The sequence below is a fragment of the Streptomyces sp. A01 genome (assembly GCF_059026195.1).
The window spans coordinates 206,671-227,043 of the sequence record NZ_JBWLKN010000002.1; the positions used below are offsets into that span (position 1 = coordinate 206,671).

At 70.2% G+C, this 20,373-nt stretch carries 14 protein-coding genes; 9 read left to right on the plus strand and 5 right to left on the minus strand.

All coding sequences use genetic code 11. The annotated features are described in order from the left end of the window. Positions 1-26: 26 nt before the first annotated feature. Both AC5P1B_RS03280 and iolC read right to left on the minus strand, forming a co-directional pair. A complete protein-coding gene (locus AC5P1B_RS03280; protein ID WP_493884634.1) occupies positions 27-905 on the minus strand; it encodes a Cgl0159 family (beta/alpha)8-fold protein in 879 nt (292 codons plus the stop codon). Positions 906-1,127: 222 nt separating this feature from the next. Beyond that, positions 1,128-2,084: a 5-dehydro-2-deoxygluconokinase gene (gene iolC, locus AC5P1B_RS03285; RefSeq protein ID WP_493884635.1), complete on the minus strand. Its 957-nt coding sequence runs from the start codon at positions 2,082-2,084 to the stop codon at positions 1,128-1,130. Between the two features lie 262 nt (positions 2,085-2,346). On the opposite strand from iolC, the gene AC5P1B_RS03290 reads away from it, so the two are divergent. The 5 genes from AC5P1B_RS03290 to AC5P1B_RS03310 all read left to right on the plus strand — a co-directional run bounded on the left by AC5P1B_RS03290 (position 2,347) and on the right by AC5P1B_RS03310 (position 8,018). Then, positions 2,347-3,273, plus strand: a complete 927-nt coding sequence (locus AC5P1B_RS03290) for a sugar phosphate isomerase/epimerase family protein (protein ID WP_493884636.1) — start codon at positions 2,347-2,349, stop codon at positions 3,271-3,273. A 156-nt stretch (positions 3,274-3,429) separates the two neighbouring features. Further along, the gene (locus AC5P1B_RS03295; protein WP_493884637.1) at positions 3,430-4,449 is read left to right on the plus strand and encodes a Gfo/Idh/MocA family protein; all 1,020 of its coding nucleotides are present in this window, start codon (positions 3,430-3,432) and stop codon (positions 4,447-4,449) included. A gap of 528 nt (positions 4,450-4,977) precedes the next feature. Next, a complete protein-coding gene (locus tag AC5P1B_RS03300; protein WP_493884638.1) occupies positions 4,978-6,459 on the plus strand; it encodes a sugar porter family MFS transporter in 1,482 nt (493 codons plus the stop codon). A gap of 147 nt (positions 6,460-6,606) precedes the next feature. Beyond that, positions 6,607-7,626, plus strand: coding sequence for a Gfo/Idh/MocA family protein (locus AC5P1B_RS03305; RefSeq protein ID WP_493884639.1), 1,020 nt, complete (start codon positions 6,607-6,609; stop codon positions 7,624-7,626). Between the two features lie 191 nt (positions 7,627-7,817). Continuing rightward, positions 7,818-8,018, plus strand: a complete 201-nt coding sequence (locus AC5P1B_RS03310) for a helix-turn-helix transcriptional regulator (RefSeq protein WP_493884640.1) — start codon at positions 7,818-7,820, stop codon at positions 8,016-8,018. A gap of 221 nt (positions 8,019-8,239) precedes the next feature. Here AC5P1B_RS03310 and AC5P1B_RS03315 read toward each other — a convergent pair whose 3' ends face one another. Continuing rightward, positions 8,240-10,684 (minus strand): MMPL family transporter, encoded by a 2,445-nt coding sequence (locus AC5P1B_RS03315; protein ID WP_493884842.1) that lies wholly within the window; start codon positions 10,682-10,684, stop codon positions 8,240-8,242. Positions 10,685-10,929: 245 nt separating this feature from the next. Here AC5P1B_RS03315 and AC5P1B_RS03320 point away from each other — a divergent pair, with 245 nt between their 5' ends. From AC5P1B_RS03320 to AC5P1B_RS03335, 4 genes are all read left to right on the plus strand, one after another. Continuing rightward, positions 10,930-11,730: a TetR/AcrR family transcriptional regulator gene (locus AC5P1B_RS03320; protein ID WP_493884641.1), complete on the plus strand. Its 801-nt coding sequence runs from the start codon at positions 10,930-10,932 to the stop codon at positions 11,728-11,730. Between the two features lie 543 nt (positions 11,731-12,273). Continuing rightward, positions 12,274-12,564 carry a heavy-metal-associated domain-containing protein gene (locus AC5P1B_RS03325; protein WP_493884642.1) on the plus strand — a complete coding sequence of 97 codons (291 nt, stop codon included), beginning with the start codon at positions 12,274-12,276 and terminating at the stop codon, positions 12,562-12,564. Positions 12,565-13,752: 1,188 nt separating this feature from the next. Next, entirely contained in the window at positions 13,753-15,195 is a 1,443-nt protein-coding gene (locus AC5P1B_RS03330; RefSeq protein WP_493884643.1) for an MFS transporter, read from the plus strand. A 203-nt stretch (positions 15,196-15,398) separates the two neighbouring features. Further along, on the plus strand, positions 15,399-15,911 hold the full coding sequence (locus tag AC5P1B_RS03335; protein WP_493884644.1) for a TetR/AcrR family transcriptional regulator: 513 nt from the start codon (positions 15,399-15,401) through the stop codon (positions 15,909-15,911). A gap of 164 nt (positions 15,912-16,075) precedes the next feature. Here the strand turns inward: AC5P1B_RS03335 and AC5P1B_RS03340 are convergent, their stop codons facing one another. Further along, positions 16,076-17,365, minus strand: a complete 1,290-nt coding sequence (locus AC5P1B_RS03340; protein WP_493884645.1) for a citrate synthase — start codon at positions 17,363-17,365, stop codon at positions 16,076-16,078. A gap of 147 nt (positions 17,366-17,512) precedes the next feature. Then, a complete protein-coding gene (recD2, locus tag AC5P1B_RS03345) occupies positions 17,513-19,747 on the minus strand; it encodes an SF1B family DNA helicase RecD2 (protein ID WP_493884646.1) in 2,235 nt (744 codons plus the stop codon). Between the last annotated feature and the right edge of the window lie 626 nt (positions 19,748-20,373).

A 20,373-nucleotide genomic window follows, 5' to 3' on the forward strand; every position in this document is an offset into this window, starting at 1 on the left:
GTCAAGTCTCCTGCGGAAGGCGGTGGTTACAGCAGTCCTACGGCGGTGTCCACGGCGGCGGCGACATCCCCGTCCGCCGGATAGAGCAGCGAACGGCCGACGACGAGGCCCTGCACGGTGGGCAGCTTCAGCGCGTGCCGCCATTTCTCGTAGGCCGCTTCCTGATCCCCGCCGACCTCTCCGCCGAGGAGCACAGCGGGCAGCGTGGACGTTTCCATGACGCGTGCCATGTCGTCCGGGTCGTCGGTCACCGGGACCTTCAGCCAGGTGTACGCGGAGGTCCCCGCGAGGCCGGAGGCGATGGCGATGGACTTGGTGACGGCCTCGGCGCTCAGGTCGTTTCTTATCTGCCCTTCCGCCCGGCGGGAGATGAACGGCTCGACGAACACGGGCAGCCGCTCGGCCGCCATGTCGTCGATGGCGCGGGCGGCGGAGAGCATGGTGGTGAGCGACCCGGCGTCGTCGTAGTCGATGCGCAGCAGCAGCTTTCCGGCGTCGAAGCCGAGCCGGGCCAGATCCTGGGCACGGTGCCCGGTGAACCGGTCGTCCATCTCGAAGGACGCCCCGGCGAGCCCGCCCCTGTTCATGGAGCCGATGACGACCTTGCCCTCCAGCGCGCCGAGGAGGAGCAGGTCGTCGAGGATGTCGGCGGTGCCGAGCACGCCGTCGACGCCGGGCCGGGAGAGCGCGAGACAGAGCCGTTCCAGCAGGTCGGCCCGGTTGGCCATGGCGAGCTGCCGGCTGCCGACGGCGAGCGCGCCACGCGCGGGGTGGTCCGCGGCGATGATCATCAGTCGGCCGCCGGCACCGATGAGCGGGCGGCGGACCCGGCGTCCCGCGGCCTCCTCGATGGCCTCTGGGTGCTGGGTCCGCACCTTCACGAGGTCGGAGATACGGATAGTCAAGGGATCGCTCTCTCTCGGTGGTCACGACGGTCACAGGGTGCCCGGTGGGCACGGCTTCCGGGGTGGTGCCGACCGGCCACGGCGGCGGTCGTGTCGGCGGTCTTGCCGGCGGTCTTGCCGGTGGTGGTGCGGGCGGTGGTGTCGACGGCCGGGCCGACACGCCCAGGCCCGGTGTCGGCCGCTGAGCAAGCGCCCAGCGGGCGAGGGCTGGAGCCCGGCACCTCATGCGCGCCGGAGCAGGTCCTCCACTTCCTGCGGCGTGGGCATCGCGGAGGAGCACGCCAGCCGGGAGGCGACGAGGGCCCCCGCCGTGTTGGCGTACCGCATGATCCGCTCCACGTCCCAGCCCGCGAGCAGACCGTGGCAGAGCGAGCCGCCGAACGCGTCGCCCGCGCCCAGCCCGTTGACGACCTCCACCGGGACGGGCGGGACCTCGGCTGCCGTCCCGTCGCGGTGTACGGCGAGGACTCCGGCCGGTCCCCGCTTGACGATGGCCAGTTCCACCCCGGCGTCGAGCAGCGCGCGGGCGGCCGCGTGTGGTTCGCGTTCGCCGGTGGCGATCTCGCACTCGTCGATGTTCCCCACGGCGACGGTGGCGTGCTTGAGCGCCTCGGCGTAATGCGGCCTGGCCTCCTCGGGGTCCCGCCAGAACATCGGCCGCCAGTCGAGGTCGAAGACGGTCACGTCGCCTGCCTGGGCCGCGGAGCGGGCCGCCAGTGCGGTGAGGGTCGCCGCCCGGCTCGGCTCCTCGCAGAGTCCGGTGCCGGTCATCCAGAAGATCCGGGCCGCGCGCACCGCGTCCAGATCCAGTTCCCGCGGGTGGATCTCCAGGTCGGGGGCCTTGGGCTGGCGGTAGAAGTACAAGGGGAAGTCGTCGGGCGGGAAGATCTCGCAGAACGTCACCGGCGTCGGGTACTGGGCGACGCCGGTCACCCACTGGTCGTCCACCCCGAACTCGCGCAGCGCCTCGTGGATGTAGTCGCCGAACGGGTCCCGACCGGTACGGCTGATGACCGCCACCCTGCGGCCCAGCCGGGCGGCCGCGACTGCCACGTTGGTCGCCGAGCCGCCCAGGAACTTTCCGAACGTCTCGACCCGCGACAGCGGCACTCCCGTCTGGAGCGGGTAGATGTCGACTCCGATCCGGCCCATGGTGATCAGGTCGTACGGCTCAGTCATGCTCGCCCCTTCAACTCGGCCCGCCAAACTCAAGAACAGGTCTAACGGCGGCTCCAGCAGCCTGTCAATAGTTTGTCCTGACATACTGACGTGGCGCCTATGGAATTGACGTTACGTCCTTATGTCAGGACGAAGTCTTGACAGTAGTTGAGGCGGCGGGAAAGCTACCCACCAACCCCACCCAACACCGATACGCCCCCGGCCCCCGGCATGGGGAACCCCACGGCCCGGTCAGTGACGACCGGCGAGAGGAGAGCGCGCCATGGCCGCTGCCGCCCAGCCCCTCCCATCCAGCACCCTGGACCGCATCCGGGTCGGGTCAGCGCCCGACTCCTGGGGCGTCTGGTTTCCCGACGACTCCCTGCAGGTGCCCTGGCAGCGCTTTCTCGACGAGGTCACGGAGGCGGGATATGAGTGGATCGAGCTCGGCCCGTACGGCTATCTCCCGACCGATCCCGCCCGCCTCACCGAGGAGACCGGCCGCCGCGGCCTGAAGGTCTCCGCGGGCACCGTCTTCACCGCCCTGCACCGGGGCCCCGCCGTCTGGGACGCGACCTGGGAACACGTCGCACAGGTCGCCGAGCTCACCCAGGCCATGGGCGCCCGGCACCTCGTCGTCATCCCGGCCTTCTGGCGCGACGACAAGACGGCCGAACTGATCGAGAGCCCCGAGATGTCCCCGGCCCAGTGGCGGGACCTGACCACCGGGATGGAACGCCTCGCCCACCAGGTACGGGACCGCTACGGCCTCGACATCGTCGTCCACCCGCACGCCGACACCCACATCGACGGCGAGGAGAACGTGGCCCGCTTCCTCGACGCCACCGACTCCGGCCTCGTCAACCTCTGCCTGGACACCGGGCACTACGCCTACTGCGGCGGCGACAACGTCAAACTCATCGAGACCTACGGCGACCGGATCGGCTACCTGCACCTCAAGCAGGTCGACCCGGAGATCCTCGCCGACGTGGTCAAGAACGGGGTCCCGTTCGGCCCCGCCGTCCAGCGGGGCGTGATGTGCGAACCCCCTCGCGGGGTACCCGCCCTGGAGCCCGTCCTCACTGCCGCCCAGGGCCTGGGCATCGACCTGTTCGCGATCGTGGAACAGGACATGTACCCGTGCCCGCCCGACCAGCCGTTCCCCATCGCCCAGCGCACCCGCCGCTTCCTGCGCGGCTGCGGAGCCTGACCCTCCGCCGCCCCGCCCACGGCAACCTGTCCACCGCCGCGCCCACCCACCGCATCCACCACCCCTGTGACACCCGTCGCATCCGTCTGATCGACTACACCCGCACGCACGCGTACCCCGTACGCCCCCGCACGCATCGAACAGGAGAGACAGCACATGCCGCAGCAGGGAACGCTGGGGGTCGCGGTCATCGGCACCGGCCGCATGGGCGCCGACCACGTCCGCCGCATCGACCAGCTCACCAACGGAGCGCGCATCGCCGCCGTGGTGGACATCGACGCGGAGCGCGCCAAGTCGATCGCTGACACCGTCGACGGCTGTTCGGCCTACACCGAACCAGCCGCCGCCATGGCCTCGGCCGATGTGGACGCGGTACTGATCGCCTCGCCCGGCCCGGCGCACGAGTCGGCGCTGCTTGACGCCTTCGAGCATGACCTGCCCGTCCTCTGCGAGAAGCCGCTGACGCCGGACGCCGCCTCGGCGCTGCGCGTCCTGGAGGCGGAGCAGCGGTTGGGTCACCGGCGCGTCCAGGTCGGCTTCATGCGCCGCTACGACGCCGACTACATGCGCCTGAAGACGCTGCTCGACGCGGGTGAGTTCGGCCGGACCCTGATGCTGCACTGCCAGCACCGCAACGTCTCCACGCCACTCGGCTTCACCAACCAGATGATGATCAACGACTCGGTCGTGCACGAGATCGACACCACCCGCTGGTTGCTCGACCAGGAGATCACCGCGGTCTCCGTGCTCCGGCCCGCCCCCTCCGCCGTGGCCCCAGAGGGCCTGAGCGACCCTCAGCTCGTCCTCTTCGAGACCTCGGGAGGCGTGGTCGTCGATGTCGAGATCTTCGTCAACTGCGGCTTCGGCTACCAGGTGCGCTGCGAGGCGGTGTGCGAATCCGGCAGCGCCCGGGTCGGCGACGACCACGGCCTGCTGGCCAACACCGCTGGGCGCTGGGGCGGGGACATCACGCAGGACTTCGTGACCCGCTTCGCGGAGGCGTACGACCGGCAGGTGCAGCGCTGGGTGAACGCCACCCGGCGCGGCGAGATCGAGGGCCCCAGCTGCTGGGACGGCTACACCGCCGCAGCCGTCTGCGAAGCGGGCGTCCAGGCTCAGGCCACGGGTCAGCGCACCACCGTGGAACTCATCGAACGCCCCGCCCTCTACCGCTGACCTCATCCGCATACCCGCGTTCATCATTCACCCCTTCCCTGCGCTCCCTGCTCCCTGCTCCCTGCTCCCTGCCGTGATGGTCCTGCCCACCCCCGGGCGCCCTGACCTGCCCGCGCACCCAGCCCGCCCGCACCCTGCCGCGGCACCCCCATGCCGTAGCGCTGGTCTGTGCGGCTGAGCTCCGCGGCCGGCCTGTCGCAGCTGAGCTGGTGGGGACAGGACCAGCGCGCCGGTGGACGCGCTCGCCGACCGTGGCTGGGGGCGTGGGCCGCTGGACTGTGACGGGGCTGCGCAGTCGTGCCCAAAGCGGCGGCTCAGCCCCGGCCCAGCAGCCTGCGAACCGCCCCCGCCGCCCGCACGAAAGGCCCGTGCCATGAATGCCGCCTCCGGCCCCGCACCGATCCGCAGGGCCCGCAGAATCCCCCTCCAGTCGGTGTACGCCGCCGGACCGGCCGAGCCCGCGCACGCGCCCATGCCCGCGCCCAGCGACAGTGGCGGCCCGCGCTCCCGGGACAGGGGCTGAAGGCGATGAACCACCAGGCAGCTCCGACTCCACCACCCGGCGACGGCGTCACACCCGCCACCGCACCGGGCACCACCACGAGCCTCGCCCCCAAGCCCTCGCCGGAGGACTCGCCGGACTCGCTGGCGAACTCTCCCGCCCAGGCGCGGCGCGTGATCCTGCTCATCGCGGCCATCGCCGCCACCGGTGGCGCCCTGTTCGGCTACGACACCGGGGTCGTCTCCGGCGCCCTGCCGTTCATGGAGGACCACTTCGGCCTCACCTCGCTCGGCGAGGGGGTCATCACGAGTTCCCTGCTGATCGGCGCGGCCTTCGGCTCGCTGTCCGGCGGGCGGCTGTCGGACACCGTCGGCCGCCGCGACGCACTGCTGTGGGCGGGAGCCGTCTTCGTTCTGGGCGCGCTCGCCGTAGCCCTGGCGCCCACCGTGCCCTTCATGGTCGGCGCCCGCTTCGTCCTCGGACTGGCCGTCGGCAGCGCCTCGGTCATCACCCCGCTCTATCTGGCGGAGATCGCACCGCCGCACATCCGGGGACGGCTCGTCTCCTTCAACTCCCTGATGATCGTCGGTGGTCAGCTGCTCGCCTACGTCGTCAACGCCGTCCTCGCCCAGTGGGACGCCTGGCGCTGGATGCTGGGGCTCGCCGCCGTCCCCGCCGTACTGCTCTTCGTCGGGCTGTTCTTCCTCCCCGACACGCCACGGTGGTACCTCAGCAAGGGCCGCGAGGCAGAGGCCGTCGCCGTGCTCCGCCGGACCCGGGGCCCCGCGGACGTCGCCCAGGAGTTGGCCCGGATCGCCGAGAGCCATGCCATCGAGGAAACCGCCCAGCGCGCCGCCTGGCAGGAGCTGCGCAAGCCCTGGATACGGCGTCTCCTCGGGATCGGCATAGGGCTCGCTGTCGTGCAGCAGATCACCGGCGTCAACGCGGTCATCTACTTCGCGCCGAAGATCCTCAAGTCGACCGGGCTCGGCACCGACACGTCCATCACCGCCACCATCGCCATCGGTGTCGTGTCCGTGGTGGCCACCGGCATCGGGATGTCGCTCATCGACCGCGTCGGCCGCAGGCCTCTGCTCATCGGCGGGCTGACCGGCATGGCAGTCGCCCTGGGCCTGCTCGGCAGCGCCTTCCTCCTGGACCGCTCCACCGTGGTCAGCTACCTCATTCTGGGCCTGATGGTGCTGTACATGGCCTTCATGCAGGCCACATTGAACACGGGAGTCTGGCTGCTGCTCGCTGAGATGTTCCCGCTGCGCGTCCGGGGGATCGCGATGGGAGCGGCTGTCTTCGTGATGTGGATGACCAACTTCACGGTGGCACTGACCTTTCCCCTCCTGATCGACACAGTGGGGGCCAGCTGGACCTTCTGGCTCTTCGGGCTGATGAGCGTCGCGTCGATCGTCTTCTGTGTGAAGTACGCGCCGGAGACCAAGGGCATAGCGCTGGAAGACCTCGAAAAGAACCTGCGCGAGGCCGCCCCCGCCTGACGTGCCTCTGCTCACGTACCCACCCCCGCTCACACCTACGCAAAAACAGACACCCCGTCACCTCGGCCTCACCAACCCAAAGGCCATCCACACCCAGCAGACACGCGGCCCAGCAGCCACCCATCCCTACAGAACAGGAACTCACCCATGAGGATCGGATTTCTCGGCGCGGGACGGATCGGTTCCTTCCACGCCGCCGCGCTGGCGGGAACGGACGGCGTCAGCGAGCTGGTGATCGGCGACGCGGACAGCGCCCGGGCCGGTGAACTCGCCCGTGCCATCGGAGCCCGTGCCGTGCCGACCGTGGACGATGTCTTCGCGGCCGGCCCAGACGCCGTCGTGATCGCCACGGCCACCGCTTCCCACGCCGAGCTGATCAGCCGTGCGGCCCGCGCCGGGCTGCCCACGTACTGCGAGAAGCCCATCGCCCTGGACCTGGCAGGCACCGTCCGCGCCCTGCGTGAGGTGGAAGCGGCGGGGACGATGCTCCAGATGGGCTTCCAGCGGCGGTTCGACGCCGGTTACCAGGCGGCACGGCACGCCCTGCGAGAGGGAAAGCTGGGACGGCTGCACACGATCCGTGCGATCACCTCGGATGCCTCGCCTCCGCCGCCCGCGTTCCTGCCGCTGTCGGGCGGGCTGATCCGGGACTGCCTCGTACACGACTTCGACATCGTGCGCTGGCTGACCGGCCGGGAGGTGACAGAGGTCTTCGCCACCGGATCGGCCGGCGGAGCCGAGTTCTTCCGGGCGGCGGGTGATGTGGACACAGCGGCCGCGATGCTCACCCTGGACGACGGCACGCTGGTCACGGCGACCGCAACCCGCTACAACGGCGCCGGTTACGACGTACGCACGGAACTCTCCGGTGAACGCGAGCAACTCGTCGTCGGCCTGGGCGACCGCACCCCCTTCACATCCGCCGAATCCGACGGGCCCGCGGCGCCACAACGGCCGTGGACCGGCTTCCTGGAACGGTTCGATGGCGCCTACCGGGCCGAACTGGCCGCGTTCGTCCAAGCCGCCCGCGGTGACGCGCCGAACCCCTGCTCTGGCCAGGAGGCGCTCAACGCCCTGCTGGTCGCCGAGGCATGCGAGCTGTCCCGGCTGGAGCACCGCCCCGTACGACTCACCGAGATCAATCAGCGCGTCTCCGACCTTTCGTAACATCCATCGCCTCTCGGTCACAGCTGTCACGTTTACGCGCTCCTTCCGTCACAGGCTTTCAACAGCCGCTCGCCGCTGGTCACTCTGCGTCGTTCACCGGGCACAGGATCAAGTGATCAACGCCAGCCGCGTCGCAGCTCCCCCTACGGCTCCCCCGCCGTCGCTGCGGCGCTCTAGGAGAGGCGCGAGACATGACTGATCGCAGACTCTGGTCGTACAAGGAAATCGCCGCACACATCGGCGTGCAGACCGACACCGTGCGGTCCTACCGCAAGCACGGACTCCTGCCGCACCCCGACCTCGTGGAGGGCGGAAAGCCCTACTGGTTCGCGGACACGATCCGGGCGTGGGTACTGCGCCGCCCTGGCAACCGCTCCCGCCGTGAGTCCTAGGACACCGCGGATGGCAACGCGCACCATACGAGCCGGGCGGCCCGGAAGGTCAGCCGTCGGGCCGGACAGCCACACCGGACCAGGGCCCGGGCGCCGCCCCGGGGGCCGGACCATACTCCTCGCAACCGGCCAGTCCAGCCCCGGAGTCGGCCCACCGCTGAAGCGCACTCGACCCCCGCGAAAGCCACTCGAACTCCGCGCATGGGGCGCCGCCTGAGCGGTCAGCTTCCCGTGCGCACCGGGCCCCGTACCTCGCCCTGCTCGGTGCGGGGCCCGGATATGTCCATGCCGGGGGCGCCGCCTTCACTCAGCCCGATACGGGCATGCAGTCGGCGCAACGGCCCCGGCGCCCACCAGGTCGCCCGGCCCGTCAGCCGCATGACGGCCGGGACCAGCAGACCGCGCACCACCATCGCGTCCATCAGGACGGCCAGGGCGATACCGATACCGAGCATCTTGGTGTTGGTCACCCGTGAGGTGCCGATGGCCACCATCACCACGGCGAGGATCACGGCAGCGGCGGTGATGAGCCCACCCGTCCGCTGGAGCCCGAAGACCACCGAGCTCTGGTGATCACCAGTGCGGTCGTACTCCTCCTTGATCCGTGAGAGCAAGAACACGCCGTAGTCCATGGAGAGGCCGAAGGCGACACAGAACATGAGCACGGGGATGGTCGTCTCGATCTCGCCGGTCGTGGTGAAGCTGAGCGGACCGGACAGATGGCCGTCCTGGAAGATCCACACCATCGCACCGAACATCGCGGTCAGACTGAGGCCGTTGAGCAGGATCGCCTGAACGGGGATCAGTACGCTGCCGGTCAGCAGGAAGACGAGCACCAGCGTGGCGAGGACGATGATGGTCAGCGCCCAGGGCAACTGATCGGCTATGGCGTCCTTGGTGTCCACCAGCACGGCGGCCGTACCGGTGACTGACGCGTCGAACGGCGCACTCTGTTTCCTGACGTCCCGTACGAGATCCTGGGTCTCGATGTCCACGTCCTCGCCCTCGGGAAGCACCGTGAGATAGGCGCCGAGGTCCCCGGCGCGGGCAGTCTCGGCGGGACCCGGCTGCTGGTCCTGCTTCCCTCCCACGTACTGGCCTGCCGGGCCGTCCACGCGGCGCACCCCGGGGAGCGCGGAGATCTTGGCGCTGTAGGCAGCGAGGTCCGCGAGCCGTGGGCCGCCTTCGACACCGCCCGCCTCACCGGCGGGCCGGCCCCCCGCCCCGGCATGGCCATCGGCCTGCGCCAGGATCTCGATCGCTCCGCCTGGCCCGCCGGGGAATCCGTCACGGATGTGCTGCTGGACCACATGGGATTCGGCGCTCGCGGGCAGCTGGCGGTCGTCAGCGGTGCCGAACTCGACGCGGAGGAAAGGAAGTCCGAGCACGATCAGACCGACGGCTGTGACGGAGGCGAAGAGGGGGGCGCGCCGCATCGCCAGCCGGGCGAGCCCCGCCCAACCCTCCCCCGCCTCACCGGCGGTGCCCACTCCGGCTCCGGCCATGGTCTCGGTCCCCCCACCGGGGGCGGTGCCCGGAGGACCGCCCACCGCGCTCCGGGCGTCCGCGCTCCTGCGGCGGAACAGCCGCCGCAGGTCCAGTGCGTTGACGCGGGGCCCGAGGAGGACCAGCGTTGCGGGCAGCACCACCAGAGCGGCCGTCGCCGCGAGGAGCACAACGGCGATGCCCGCGTACGCGAAGGAGCGCAAGAAGTACTGCGGGAACACCAGCATCGCGGCGAGGGAGACAGCGACCGTCAGCGCGGAGAAGAGCACGGTGCGCCCCGCGGTGCGCAGGGTCAGGCCGACGGCACCGAGCGGTGTGGCGCCCGCGGTCAGCTCTTCGCGGAAGCGCCGCACGATGAACAAGGCGTAGTCGATGGCCAATCCGAGACCGAGTGCGGTGGTGAGGTTCTGCGCGAAGACGGACACATCGGTGAACTCGGTGAGGCCGCGCAGGACGGCGTTGGTTCCCAGGACAGCGACAATGCCCACGCCGAGTGGGAGCAGGGCGGCGACCGCACTGCCGAAGACCATGACCAAGAGAATCAGCGTGACCGGCAGGGCGATCAACTCGGCCCGCAGCAGATCCTCCTCGATGGTCTTCTGCAGCTCGTGCCGCACTGCCACCTGCCCACCGACCGACACCTCCACCAGGCCGTGTTGACCCCGGTAGCGCGGGGCGATGCGATCCAGGGCGTCATTCGTCGCACCCTCGTCCCCCTGGATGCGGGCCACGATCATCGCCTCGCGGCTGTCCTTCGACCGGAGTGCCGGGGCGGAGGTGTCCCAGTACGACGTCACGCCCACGACGGAGCGCTCGTCGGCCAGTCGCTCCGCGAGCGCTCGCCCCTCGGCGGCCACGGCAGGGTTGTCGACGGTCGACTCCCCGCTGTCGACGAGGAGCACGAGATTGGGCTGCGAGGAGGGGAAACGCTGCTCCAGCGCGTCAGTCGCGAACGACGACTCGGACGTCGGGTCCTCCCACCCACCGCTGCCCAGCCTCTCGGCGACTCCACTCCCGGCTATCACGGCGAGCGCGGTGAAGAGCAGGGCGAGCAGGAGGGACAGCCGCGGCCGGGCAGTGACCACACGGGTCCAGCCGCCAGGCTGAGCCTCCACCAGGCCTTCGCCCCGCCCCCCGTCCGGAGCGTTGACCTTCACCATCTCGCGCCGTCCTTCCCCCATGCCCGGAACCTCACGGCAGGGCGCACAGGCCGCCCTCTGCCATAGACTGGCAAAGGCGAGCAACTACTCGTGTTCATCAGAATGCGAGCGCCGACTCGCATTTGTCAACTGTCGCTGGAAGATGGGGAAGACGGGGATCACTGGTGACCGAGGCGAGGCGTGGGCGAAAGACGAGCCAAAACGGCATACGCGCATCGAAAGGTGCCGACAGGAGCCACGGGAGCGTGAAGACCGAGGAGAGCGCGGGCGGCGAGACGGGAACGCCTGAGCACCCTCAGCCGGATGCGCGGGCCCGCGGCCAGGCGATGGCCGGAGGTGAGAGCGTGAAGACCGAACACCGGGAGCCGGTGCGGCAGGGCGACGAGGACGGGCCGCAGGCCACCGCGGACGCGTCGGCGGCGGACAAGCCCCGGCGCCGGCAGGCGCGCGGCGAACGGCGCATCGAGCAACTGCTTGAAGCGGCCTCGGCCGTCTTCACGTCCGTGGGCTATTCGGCGGCGAGCACCAACGCCATCGCCCGGGAAGCGGGCGTCTCACCCGGCACGCTCTACCAGTTCTTCCCCAACAAGGAGTCGATCGCGGTCGAGCTCGGGGAACGGCTCATCCACCGCCTCCGGCAGACACACGGCGAAGCCTTCGACCCGGCGAACGCCACGCTCCCACTGGCCGAACTGGTGGACACCGTGCTGGACCCCATGATCGAGTTCAACTGCGTCCACCCCGCCGCGCTCGCCCTGCTCTACGGCCCCGACGTACCAGGCAAGCTCGTATCCGATCACGACGCCCTGCACGCCGCCCTGCTGGATCGCACAGCGGAGCTGATAGCACTGCGGGCCCCCGCCATATCCGCCAGCGAGCGGGCCCGGCTCGCCCACATGACCGTGGCGATATTCAAAGCCGGTCTGGAACTCGTCGTCGCCCATGAGGGAGCCGAGCGCGAGCGGTACGCGGCGGAGTCCAAGGCCGCCGTGTACCGCTACCTGGCCCCGTACATCAGCGCCCCGGCCTCTCCCGTGGACCACTGAGCCCCTCGGTTGTCAGAGGGCGGGCCTACGCTGCCTTCCATGCGCCGAGTCAGGGCGTGGGTCACGGCGCGCGACGCGGCGACGGCCACCGGCGAGTGAGGCGGCGGCCGTTGGCCTGGCGGCGCGCGTCGCCGAGTCAGCGCTGGTGAGCGGCACGACGTCAACGCCGCCCAACCGCATACCGTTGACGCTCCCGCGCGCCGTAGACGGGGAAGGCCGCACGGCCGCAGCGAGCGCGCCTCCGGCTGCGACTGCCGCTACGGCCTGACATCGGCCGCCATCGACGCGAGGCCGCTTCCGTTGTCCGGCTGAGCGGCAGTCAGCCCCCGCAGCGGTCAGCCGACCTGACGCCTGATCCGGGCAGGCATGTCCGGTGGCGGCAGCTCCCCGGCCGGGCACCCTGCCCCCACCCGGCCCCACGCCCCGCCCCAGGCCGGCGCCACACTGGCACCGTACCCCCGGGGGGTATACAGTACTGACAGAGGCGCCGGGAGACTGGGGCCTCACCAGACCGTCACGCCCGCACCTCCACAAGGAGAACTCATGACCTCCGAGGCCAACACCGGTTCCTGCCGCACCACCGAAGGCTCCTGCGGCACGACCTCCGATGCCGCCACCGACGGGATCACCACCGTCTACCAGGTGACTGGCATGACGTGCGGCCACTGCGAGGGCGCGGTCACCGAGGAGGTCTCCGCCCTGGAGGGTGTGACGTCCGTCAAGGCCGTGGCCGCGACCGGCCAGGTCACCGTCGTATCGACCGGCGAACTGGACGACGAGGCAGTCCGCGCCGCCGTCGACGAGGCCGGTTACGAGCTCACCGGCCGGGCCTGACCACCTCCCGGCCCCACCACGGCGGCCCGTAGCCAACCCGCACGACGGCGCCTGAACCGCCCGTGCGGCACCTCACCCGACACCCCGAACAGCGCCGAAACGTCACCGCGGGCCCGCGCCGGAAGCAGTCCGATCACATCGGGGGCGCCACCGGCCGCCACGCACGCCACCCATGGAGACGGCGAAAGCCACCTTCTCCATGGGTGGCGTTTTCCCATCCCGCCGCGCTCACCGCCAGCGGTCGCCGTGCGCAGCCACCCGGGCCGGCGACCCAGCCGCGAGGCCACCAGGTCACGAGGCCACCGGCCCGCCCAGCCGCCGCACCAGACACCCCGGGCCGCTCCGCCACCGGCCCACGCGAACCACGCGATCGCACAGCGCACCACCGGATCACCCGAGCCCCCGAATCACCCGGCCACCGATCGCCCAACCAGAACGCGAGGCCGCCGTGGAGCGCCGCCGAAGAAAAGTTGCGGCGCATCATCGACCCCTGACACCTTCACGTAATCCCCATAAGGCACACAACACCCATACGCGAAACACTGGATCTCCAGATCGAGGCTCTTGCCCTTTTACGTGCCCATATGGCAGGAGACGCAGATCACACTCATTGGGGGGTAACCATTGGGGAGGGTCGCGAGTCTAACTGTGTGGTGCTGAAACGTCTTGGGGGACGTTTCCAGACTGCGCGTAGCCGGGGCGACGTACCGGGGAGCTTTGAGCGGCCCTCCCGCATGTACGCGTCCCGGCAGATCGCGGGCGCATGGCCCTCGTGGCCAGCAAAGCTCCCGGCCGGATCCCGTGGGGGGAATCCGAACCGGGGAACGGGAAGCGCCCCGCTCCGACCCGTGGGGGGATCGGCAGCGGGGCGCTTTCGTGTACCACGCCCGCCCACGCCAGCACTCCCGACACGCCCACCCCAGCCGTGACGGCGGGGCGCGTCCACGCGCGAGGCTCCGCCGGGCGCGCGCCCGCACCCCCCGCGTGCTCCGGTTTCATTTTCTTCACCCCGCCTCCGCCACCGAGTGCGCCCCAGCCACCCCCGCCCCGCCGCCGCCCCACCTCTCGCCGCCCCACCTCGCCCCGCCTTTCGCGCATCGTCCAGACCCACCCACCCGCGACCACGGGCGCGCCCGCACGCCCCGTGATAGAAAGTGGCACGACCGTCCCACTTTCTGAGGAGTCGCGATGGCCAACCCCTACGGAGCGCTGTTCGCCGCGCCCGGAGCCACGGCGTTCACCGCTGCGGGCTTCGTCTCACGGATGCCGCTGTCCATGACCGGCATCGGACTCATCACGATGCTGTCCCAGCTACGCGGTCAGTACGGGCTCGCCGGTGCCGTCGCCGCCACGTTCACGCTCTCCATGGCCTTCTTCGGCCCTCAGGTCTCACGGCTGGTCGACCGTTTCGGGCAGCGTCGGGTACTGCTCCCCGTGACCGGCGTGAGCGTGTCCTCGCTCGGGTTACTGCTGCTCTGCGCCCACTTCGGCGCCCCGGTCTGGACCCTGTTCCTCTTCGCGATACCGGCGGGCTCCATGCCCAGCATGGCCGCGATGGTCCGGTCCCGCTGGACCGAACTCTTCCGCGACTCACCGAAGCTGCACACGGCCTACGCCCTGGAGGCGGTGGTGGAAGACGTCACCTTCATCGCCGGGCCCGCGCTGTCGGTGATGCTGTGCACCGCGCTCTTCCCCGAGGCCGGGCCCCTGGTCGCCGCCGCGCTGCTGGCGATCGGCGTAGCGCTGTTCGTCATGCAGCGGGGGACCGAGCCGCCGGTGCGGCCGGAGGCTCGTAGCGGCGCCGGTTCGGCACTGCGCGACGGATCGCTGCGGGTCCTGGTCCTCACCCTGGTCGCGGGCGGGGCCATCGTGGGCACGGTGGACGTCGTGAGCGTGGCGTTCGCGGACGAGCAGGGGCAGCCGGGCGCCACCGGGCTGGTCCTGGGCGTCTACGCCCTGGGCTCCTGCCTGTCCGGGCTGGCATTCGGGGCTGTCACGTTCACCGTTCCGCTGCCCCGGCTGCTGCTCGTGGGCGTGCTGGGCACCGCCGCCACCACGCTGCCTTTCCTGCTGGTGAACAGCGTCGCGGCGCTGACAGCCGCGGTGTTCGTCGCGGGCGTCTTCTTCTCCCCCACCATGATCACGATCATGAACCTGATCGAGCGCATCGTCCCCGCGCACCGGCTTACCGAGGGCATGACGTGGGCGACCACCGGGCTGGCCGTCGGCGTGGCTCTCGGCTCCTCCACGTCCGGCGCCCTGGTCGACGCCTTCGGGCCGCGCGGCGGGTTCGCCGTGGCCATCACGGCGGGCGCGCTGGCCGTGGCCGTGGCCGTGCTCGGCCACCGACTCCTGGGCCCCGCCCTGCGGACCGGGGAAGGTACCGTCACGGTGACCGCCGGCCCGGACCGTACCGACGCCGCACTCCGGACGGGCCCCGCGGACGGCGGGGAGCCGCCGAAGGGCGACGATCGTGCGGAGCACGCGGTCGGCCGGGGCCGTAGGGACCACACAGGTCCGGACGCCGCCGCGCCGGACGCGCAGCCCGTTTCGCCGGCGCCCGCCGCCGCGGAGCACGGGCGTCAGGAACCGGGCGCCGAACGGCGGGAGACCTTTGTCGACTGCGGCTGAGCGAGACCGTTCAGGCCGCCGGAAGCCGGGAGTACGCCCTGAACGCGCTTGAACCGCCGAACGAGCCCGGGACCAGCCGGTCCGGCGAGTCCGGGACCGAGACCCAGTCCGAGTCCGGGACCGAGACCAAGCCCGGGACCGACGGCCGACGGGCCAAGGGCGAACGCCGCCGCCGCGCCCTGATCGAGGCGGCCCTCCGGATCGTGGAGCGGGACGGCGCCAACGGAGTCAGCCACCGGTCGGTGGCCCGCGAGGCCGGGCTGCCGACCACCTCGGCGACGTACTACTTCCGAGGCATCGACGACCTGCTGTGCGCGGCGCTGACGAGTGTGATGACCGAGGACGCGGCCCGGATGCGGGACCTCGCCGCCGAGACCGACGGCGGGGCCGACAGCCGTCGCACCCTCGCGCGGCTCATGGCCGAGGTGGCGGCCGCTCCCGGGCGGCTGCTCGCCGAGTACGAGCTGTATCTCCAGGCGGCCAGGCGGCCCGAGCTGCGCGAGGTCACCCAGGTGTGGCTGGACGCCGCCGCGGACTTCGCGCGCGGTTACACCGATGATCCGGTACGCGTACGGGTCGTCGTCGGAGCCATCGACGGGCTGCTGCTCCAGGCCCTGCTCACCGACCAGCCGCCAGCCGAGGCGGAATTCGAGGCGATGCTGCGTGATCTGCTGCCGTGCCCAGAGGACGATCCGAGGGGACAGGCGAGGGGATAGGCGAGGGGATAGGCACCCCGCTGGAGCGGCGCCCGCGGAAGCGGGCGGCGAGGTGGCGCACCGGCCCCGTAGGCCCCGTACGCAACATGGCCCCGGCCGTTTCGGGGATGCCCATGGGCATCCCCGTGCGGCGGGGGCCATCGTGGCGCTTGCGCGCGGTGACGCTAGCGCTGCTCCACCGGGACGAAGTCACGCTCCACGACGCCGGTGTAGATCTGGCGCGGGCGGCCGATGCGCGAACCCGGCTCCTTGATCATCTCGTGCCACTGGGCGATCCAGCCGGGGAGTCGACCGATCGCGAACAGCACGGTGAACATCTCGGTCGGGAAGCCCATCGCGCGGTAGATGAGGCCGGTGTAGAAGTCGACATTCGGGTAGAGCTTGCGCTCCACGAAGTACTCGTCGGCCAGCGCACGCTCCTCAAGCTTGAGGGCGATGTCCAACAGCTCGTCGGACTTGCCGAGCGCCGAGAGCACATCATGCGCCGCAGACTTGATGATCTGCGCCCGGGGGTCGAAATTCTTGTAGACGCGGTGCCCGAAGCCCATGAGCTTCACGCCGTCTTCCTTGTTCTTCACCTTGCGGATGAAGGTCTCGACGTCGCCGCCGGACTGCTTGATGCTCTCCAGCATCTCCAGCACCGACTGGTTGGCGCCGCCGTGCAACGGGCCCCACAGCGCGCTGATACCGGCCGAGATCGACGCGAACATGTTCGCCTGCGACGAGCCGACGAGGCGGACCGTCGAGGTGGAACAGTTCTGCTCGTGGTCGGCGTGCAGGATCAGCAGCTTGTCGAGAGCGTTGACCACGACCGGGTCCAGGTCGTACTCGGCTGCGGGCACGGAGAACGTCATACGCAGGAAGTTCTCGACGTAGCCAAGGTCGTTACGCGGGTAGACCACGGGGTGGCCGACCGACTTCTTGAACGCGTACGCGGCGATGGTGGGCAGCTTCGCGAGCAGCCGGATCGTCGACAGGTGGCGCTGCTGCTCGTCGAACGGGTTGTGGCTGTCCTGGTAGAACGTCGACAGCGCGCTGACCACGGAGGACAGCATCGCCATCGGATGCGCGTCGCGCGGGAAGCCGTCGTAGAAGCGCTTGACGTCCTCGTGGAGCAAGGTGTGCTGGGTGATCTCGTTACGGAAGGTCGCCAGCTCGTCGACGGTCGGCAGATCACCGTTGATCAGCAGGAAGGCGGTCTCCACGAACGTGCTGCGCTCCGCCAGCTGCTCGATGGGGTAGCCGCGGTACCGCAGGATGCCGTTCTCGCCATCGAGGTAGGTGACCGCGGATTTATACGCTGCGGTGTTGCCGTAACCAGAGTCCAGGGTCACCAGACCGGTCTGGGCGCGGAGCTTGCCGATATCGAAGCCGCTGTCGCCGACGGTGCTCTCGATCACCGGGTAGGTGTATTCGCCGTCCCCGTACCGCAGTACTACAGAGTTGTCGCTCACGTCATCCCTCACCGACGTTGTGCCTCTTCTTCGAGGTGCCCTGACTAGCTCTACCTTCCCCCATTTGGACGATGAACGTGCACTCGGGGTCGGCCATAGGGCCTAACTGCGGCACTCAGTGCCGCCAACGGACCCATCCTGCCCCCTTCAGCCCGGTTCCGGAAACCCGGAGGTGCGCGCCCCGGCACCAAGCCGGTGGTCGAGCGCGGTGAAGCGCCGACCGGCACTCACCGTGCGTACGGCCTGGGCCAATGCCTTGCGAGACCCGACCAGCACCACCAGGCGCTTTGCCCGCGTTACGGCCGTATAGAGTAGATTGCGCTGAAGCATCATCCACGCTCCGGTTGTCACCGGAATCACCACAGCCGGATACTCGCTGCCCTGCGAGCGGTGAATCGTCACGGCGTACGCATGGGCCAGCTCGTCCAGCTCATCGAAGTCGTACCCCACCTCCTCGTCCTCATCCGTGAGGACCGTGAGCCGCTGCTCCTCGTTGTTGAGCGCGGTGACGACGCCGACCGTGCCGTTGAAGACACCATTAGCGCCTTTGTCATAATTGTTCCGAATTTGAGTTACCTTGTCACCTACGCGGAAGATCCGGCCGCCGAAGCGCCGCTCCGGGAGGTCCGGTCTGGCGGGCGTCACGGCCTGCTGCAACAGGCCGTTGAGGGTCCCCGCCCCCGCGGGGCCACGGTGCATGGGCGCGAGCACCTGCACATCACGCCGTGGATCAAGCCCGAACTTCGCCGGGATGCGGCGCGCCACCACATCGACCGTCAGCCGCCCCGCTTCCTCGGTGTCCTCCTCGGCGAAGAGGAAGAAGTCCGCGAGCCCCTGAGTGATCGGCGGCACACCGGAGTTGATGCGGTGCGCGTTGGTCACCACACCCGACTGCTGCGCCTGCCGGAAGATCCGGGTCAGCCGGACGGCCGGGACCGGGCTGCCGGGGGCGAGCAGGTCCCGCAGCACCTCGCCCGCGCCCACCGAAGGCAGCTGGTCCACGTCGCCGACCAGCAGCAGATGAGCGCCGGGAGGGACCGCCTTCACCAGCTTGTTGGCGAGCAGCAGGTCCAGCATGGACGCCTCGTCGACGACCACCAGGTCGGCGTCGAGCGGGCGCTCCTTGTCATACGCGGCGTCGCCGCCGGGCCTGAGCTCAAGCAGCCGGTGCACCGTGGACGCCTCGGCGCCCGTCAGCTCGGACAGCCGCTTGGCCGCGCGCCCCGTCGGCGCCGCGAGCACGACCTTCGCCTTCTTCGCGCGGGCCAGCTCCACCACGGAACGCACGGTGAACGACTTTCCGCAGCCAGGCCCGCCGGTCAGCACAGCGACCCGCTCCGAGAGCGCGAGCCGGACCGCTTGCTGCTGCTCGGGGGCGAGCTCGGCACCCGTGCGCTGCGCCAGCCAGGCGAGGGCCTTCGGCCAGTCGACGGCCTGGAACGCGGGCATCCGGTCCTCGTCGCAGCGCAGCAGCCGCCGCAACTGTCCGGCGAGGGAGAGCTCGGCGCGATGGAAGGGGACGAGATAGACGGCGGTGATCGGCTCGCCGTCCACACCGGGGACCGTCTCCCGCACCACGCCTTCCTCCTCCCCCGCCAGCTCCGCCAGGCAGTCGATGACCAGGCCCGTATCGACCTGGAGCAACTTCACCGCGTCGGCGATCAGTTGGTCCTCGGGGAGGAAGCAGTGGCCGTTGTCGGTGGACTGCGACAGCGCGTACTGCAATCCGGCCTTCACGCGCTCCGGGCTGTCGTGCGGGATGCCGACGGCCTGAGCGATCCGGTCGGCCGTGAGGAAGCCGATGCCCCAGACGTCCGCCGCCAGCCGATAGGGCTGGTTGCGTACGACGGAGATCGAGGCGTCGCCGTACTTCTTGTAAATGCGGACGGCGATGGAGGTGGACACGCCGACGCCCTGGAGGAAGATCATGACCTCCTTGATGGCCTTCTGCTCCTCCCAGGCGGCGCCGATCATCTTGGTCCGCTTCGGGCCAAGACCCGGGACCTCGATCAGCCGCTCCGGCCGCTGCTCGATGACGTCGAGCGTCTCCACGCCGAAGTGCTCGGTGATCCGGTCGGCGATTCTCGGACCGATGCCCTTGATCAGTCCGGAGCCGAGATAGCGGCGGATGCCCTGGACGGTGGCGGGCAGCACCGTCGTGTAGTTCTCCACCGTGAACTGCTTGCCGTACTGCGGATGCGAGCCCCAATGGCCCTCCATGCGCAGGGACTCACCCGGCTGCGCACCGAGCAGGGAACCGACCACGGTCAGCAGGTCGCCCGCGCCGCGCCCGGTGTCGACGCGCGCGACCGTGTAACCGTTCTCCTCATTGGCGTAGGTGATCCGCTCCAGGACCCCTTCGACCACCGCGAGCTTGAGCATGGACAGACCGTACCGCCGGGGTCGGACACGCCGTCCAGGGCTGTGGACAACCCGCGGGCTGTCCCTGTCACCGGGCGTGCGGGCGGCTTCTCAGCGCCTGTCGCGACCCGCCGGGGAACGCGCTGAAACAACAGCGGAACAACGGCGAGAGCCCCGAAACCGGCCCCGGAAAACCTACGAGGGGCCCGGTCCGTCGACCGGGCCCCTCAGGTTTCCCCCTCCACTGGCTCCGCATGAATCCCCCCAGATTCCCCTCCGCGAGAGCCTGATGACACATACGACCCGCCGAAGCCGTGAAGGGTTGCACGGTTTCCTGGAGTTATTCATCCGTTACGTGCGGTCAGTTCTCCGAGTTGATCCAAGTGAAGGGAAGGATGATGCCAGCTGGCCGTGAGACCAACAGTGCGCCAATGGCTGTCAGATCGGCCCCCGCGGCGCCACCCCCGGGAGTCACCGACCCGACCTGGGCGGATGAGGTGGGCACAGCTACTCTTCCGCTGGCCGCCGCCCGCGTAATCTGCGCACTGGCCATGACAACCGGCACGGCGGCCATGGCGGGTACGCGGCGCACGGCGGTGAGCGGCGGCACGCGGCCGACGCGCTACGGCGGGCGGCGGCAGGCGACC

Excerpts from the sequence above, each read along its gene's own strand:
- iolC (WP_493884635.1), bottom strand. The coding sequence starts at position 2,084 with ATGACTGAGCCGTACGACCTGATCACCATGGGCCGGATCGGAGTCGAC.
- AC5P1B_RS03290 (WP_493884636.1), top strand. The coding sequence starts at position 2,347 with ATGGCCGCTGCCGCCCAGCCCCTCCCATCCAGCACCCTGGACCGCATC.
- AC5P1B_RS03295 (WP_493884637.1), top strand. The coding sequence starts at position 3,430 with ATGCCGCAGCAGGGAACGCTGGGGGTCGCGGTCATCGGCACCGGCCGC.
- AC5P1B_RS03300 (WP_493884638.1), top strand. The coding sequence starts at position 4,978 with ATGAACCACCAGGCAGCTCCGACTCCACCACCCGGCGACGGCGTCACA.
- AC5P1B_RS03305 (WP_493884639.1), top strand. The coding sequence starts at position 6,607 with ATGAGGATCGGATTTCTCGGCGCGGGACGGATCGGTTCCTTCCACGCC.
- AC5P1B_RS03310 (WP_493884640.1), top strand. The coding sequence starts at position 7,818 with ATGACTGATCGCAGACTCTGGTCGTACAAGGAAATCGCCGCACACATC.
- AC5P1B_RS03315 (WP_493884842.1), bottom strand. The coding sequence starts at position 10,684 with ATGGTGAAGGTCAACGCTCCGGACGGGGGGCGGGGCGAAGGCCTGGTG.
- AC5P1B_RS03325 (WP_493884642.1), top strand. The coding sequence starts at position 12,274 with ATGACCTCCGAGGCCAACACCGGTTCCTGCCGCACCACCGAAGGCTCC.
- AC5P1B_RS03330 (WP_493884643.1), top strand. The coding sequence starts at position 13,753 with ATGGCCAACCCCTACGGAGCGCTGTTCGCCGCGCCCGGAGCCACGGCG.
- recD2 (WP_493884646.1), bottom strand. The coding sequence starts at position 19,747 with ATGCTCAAGCTCGCGGTGGTCGAAGGGGTCCTGGAGCGGATCACCTAC.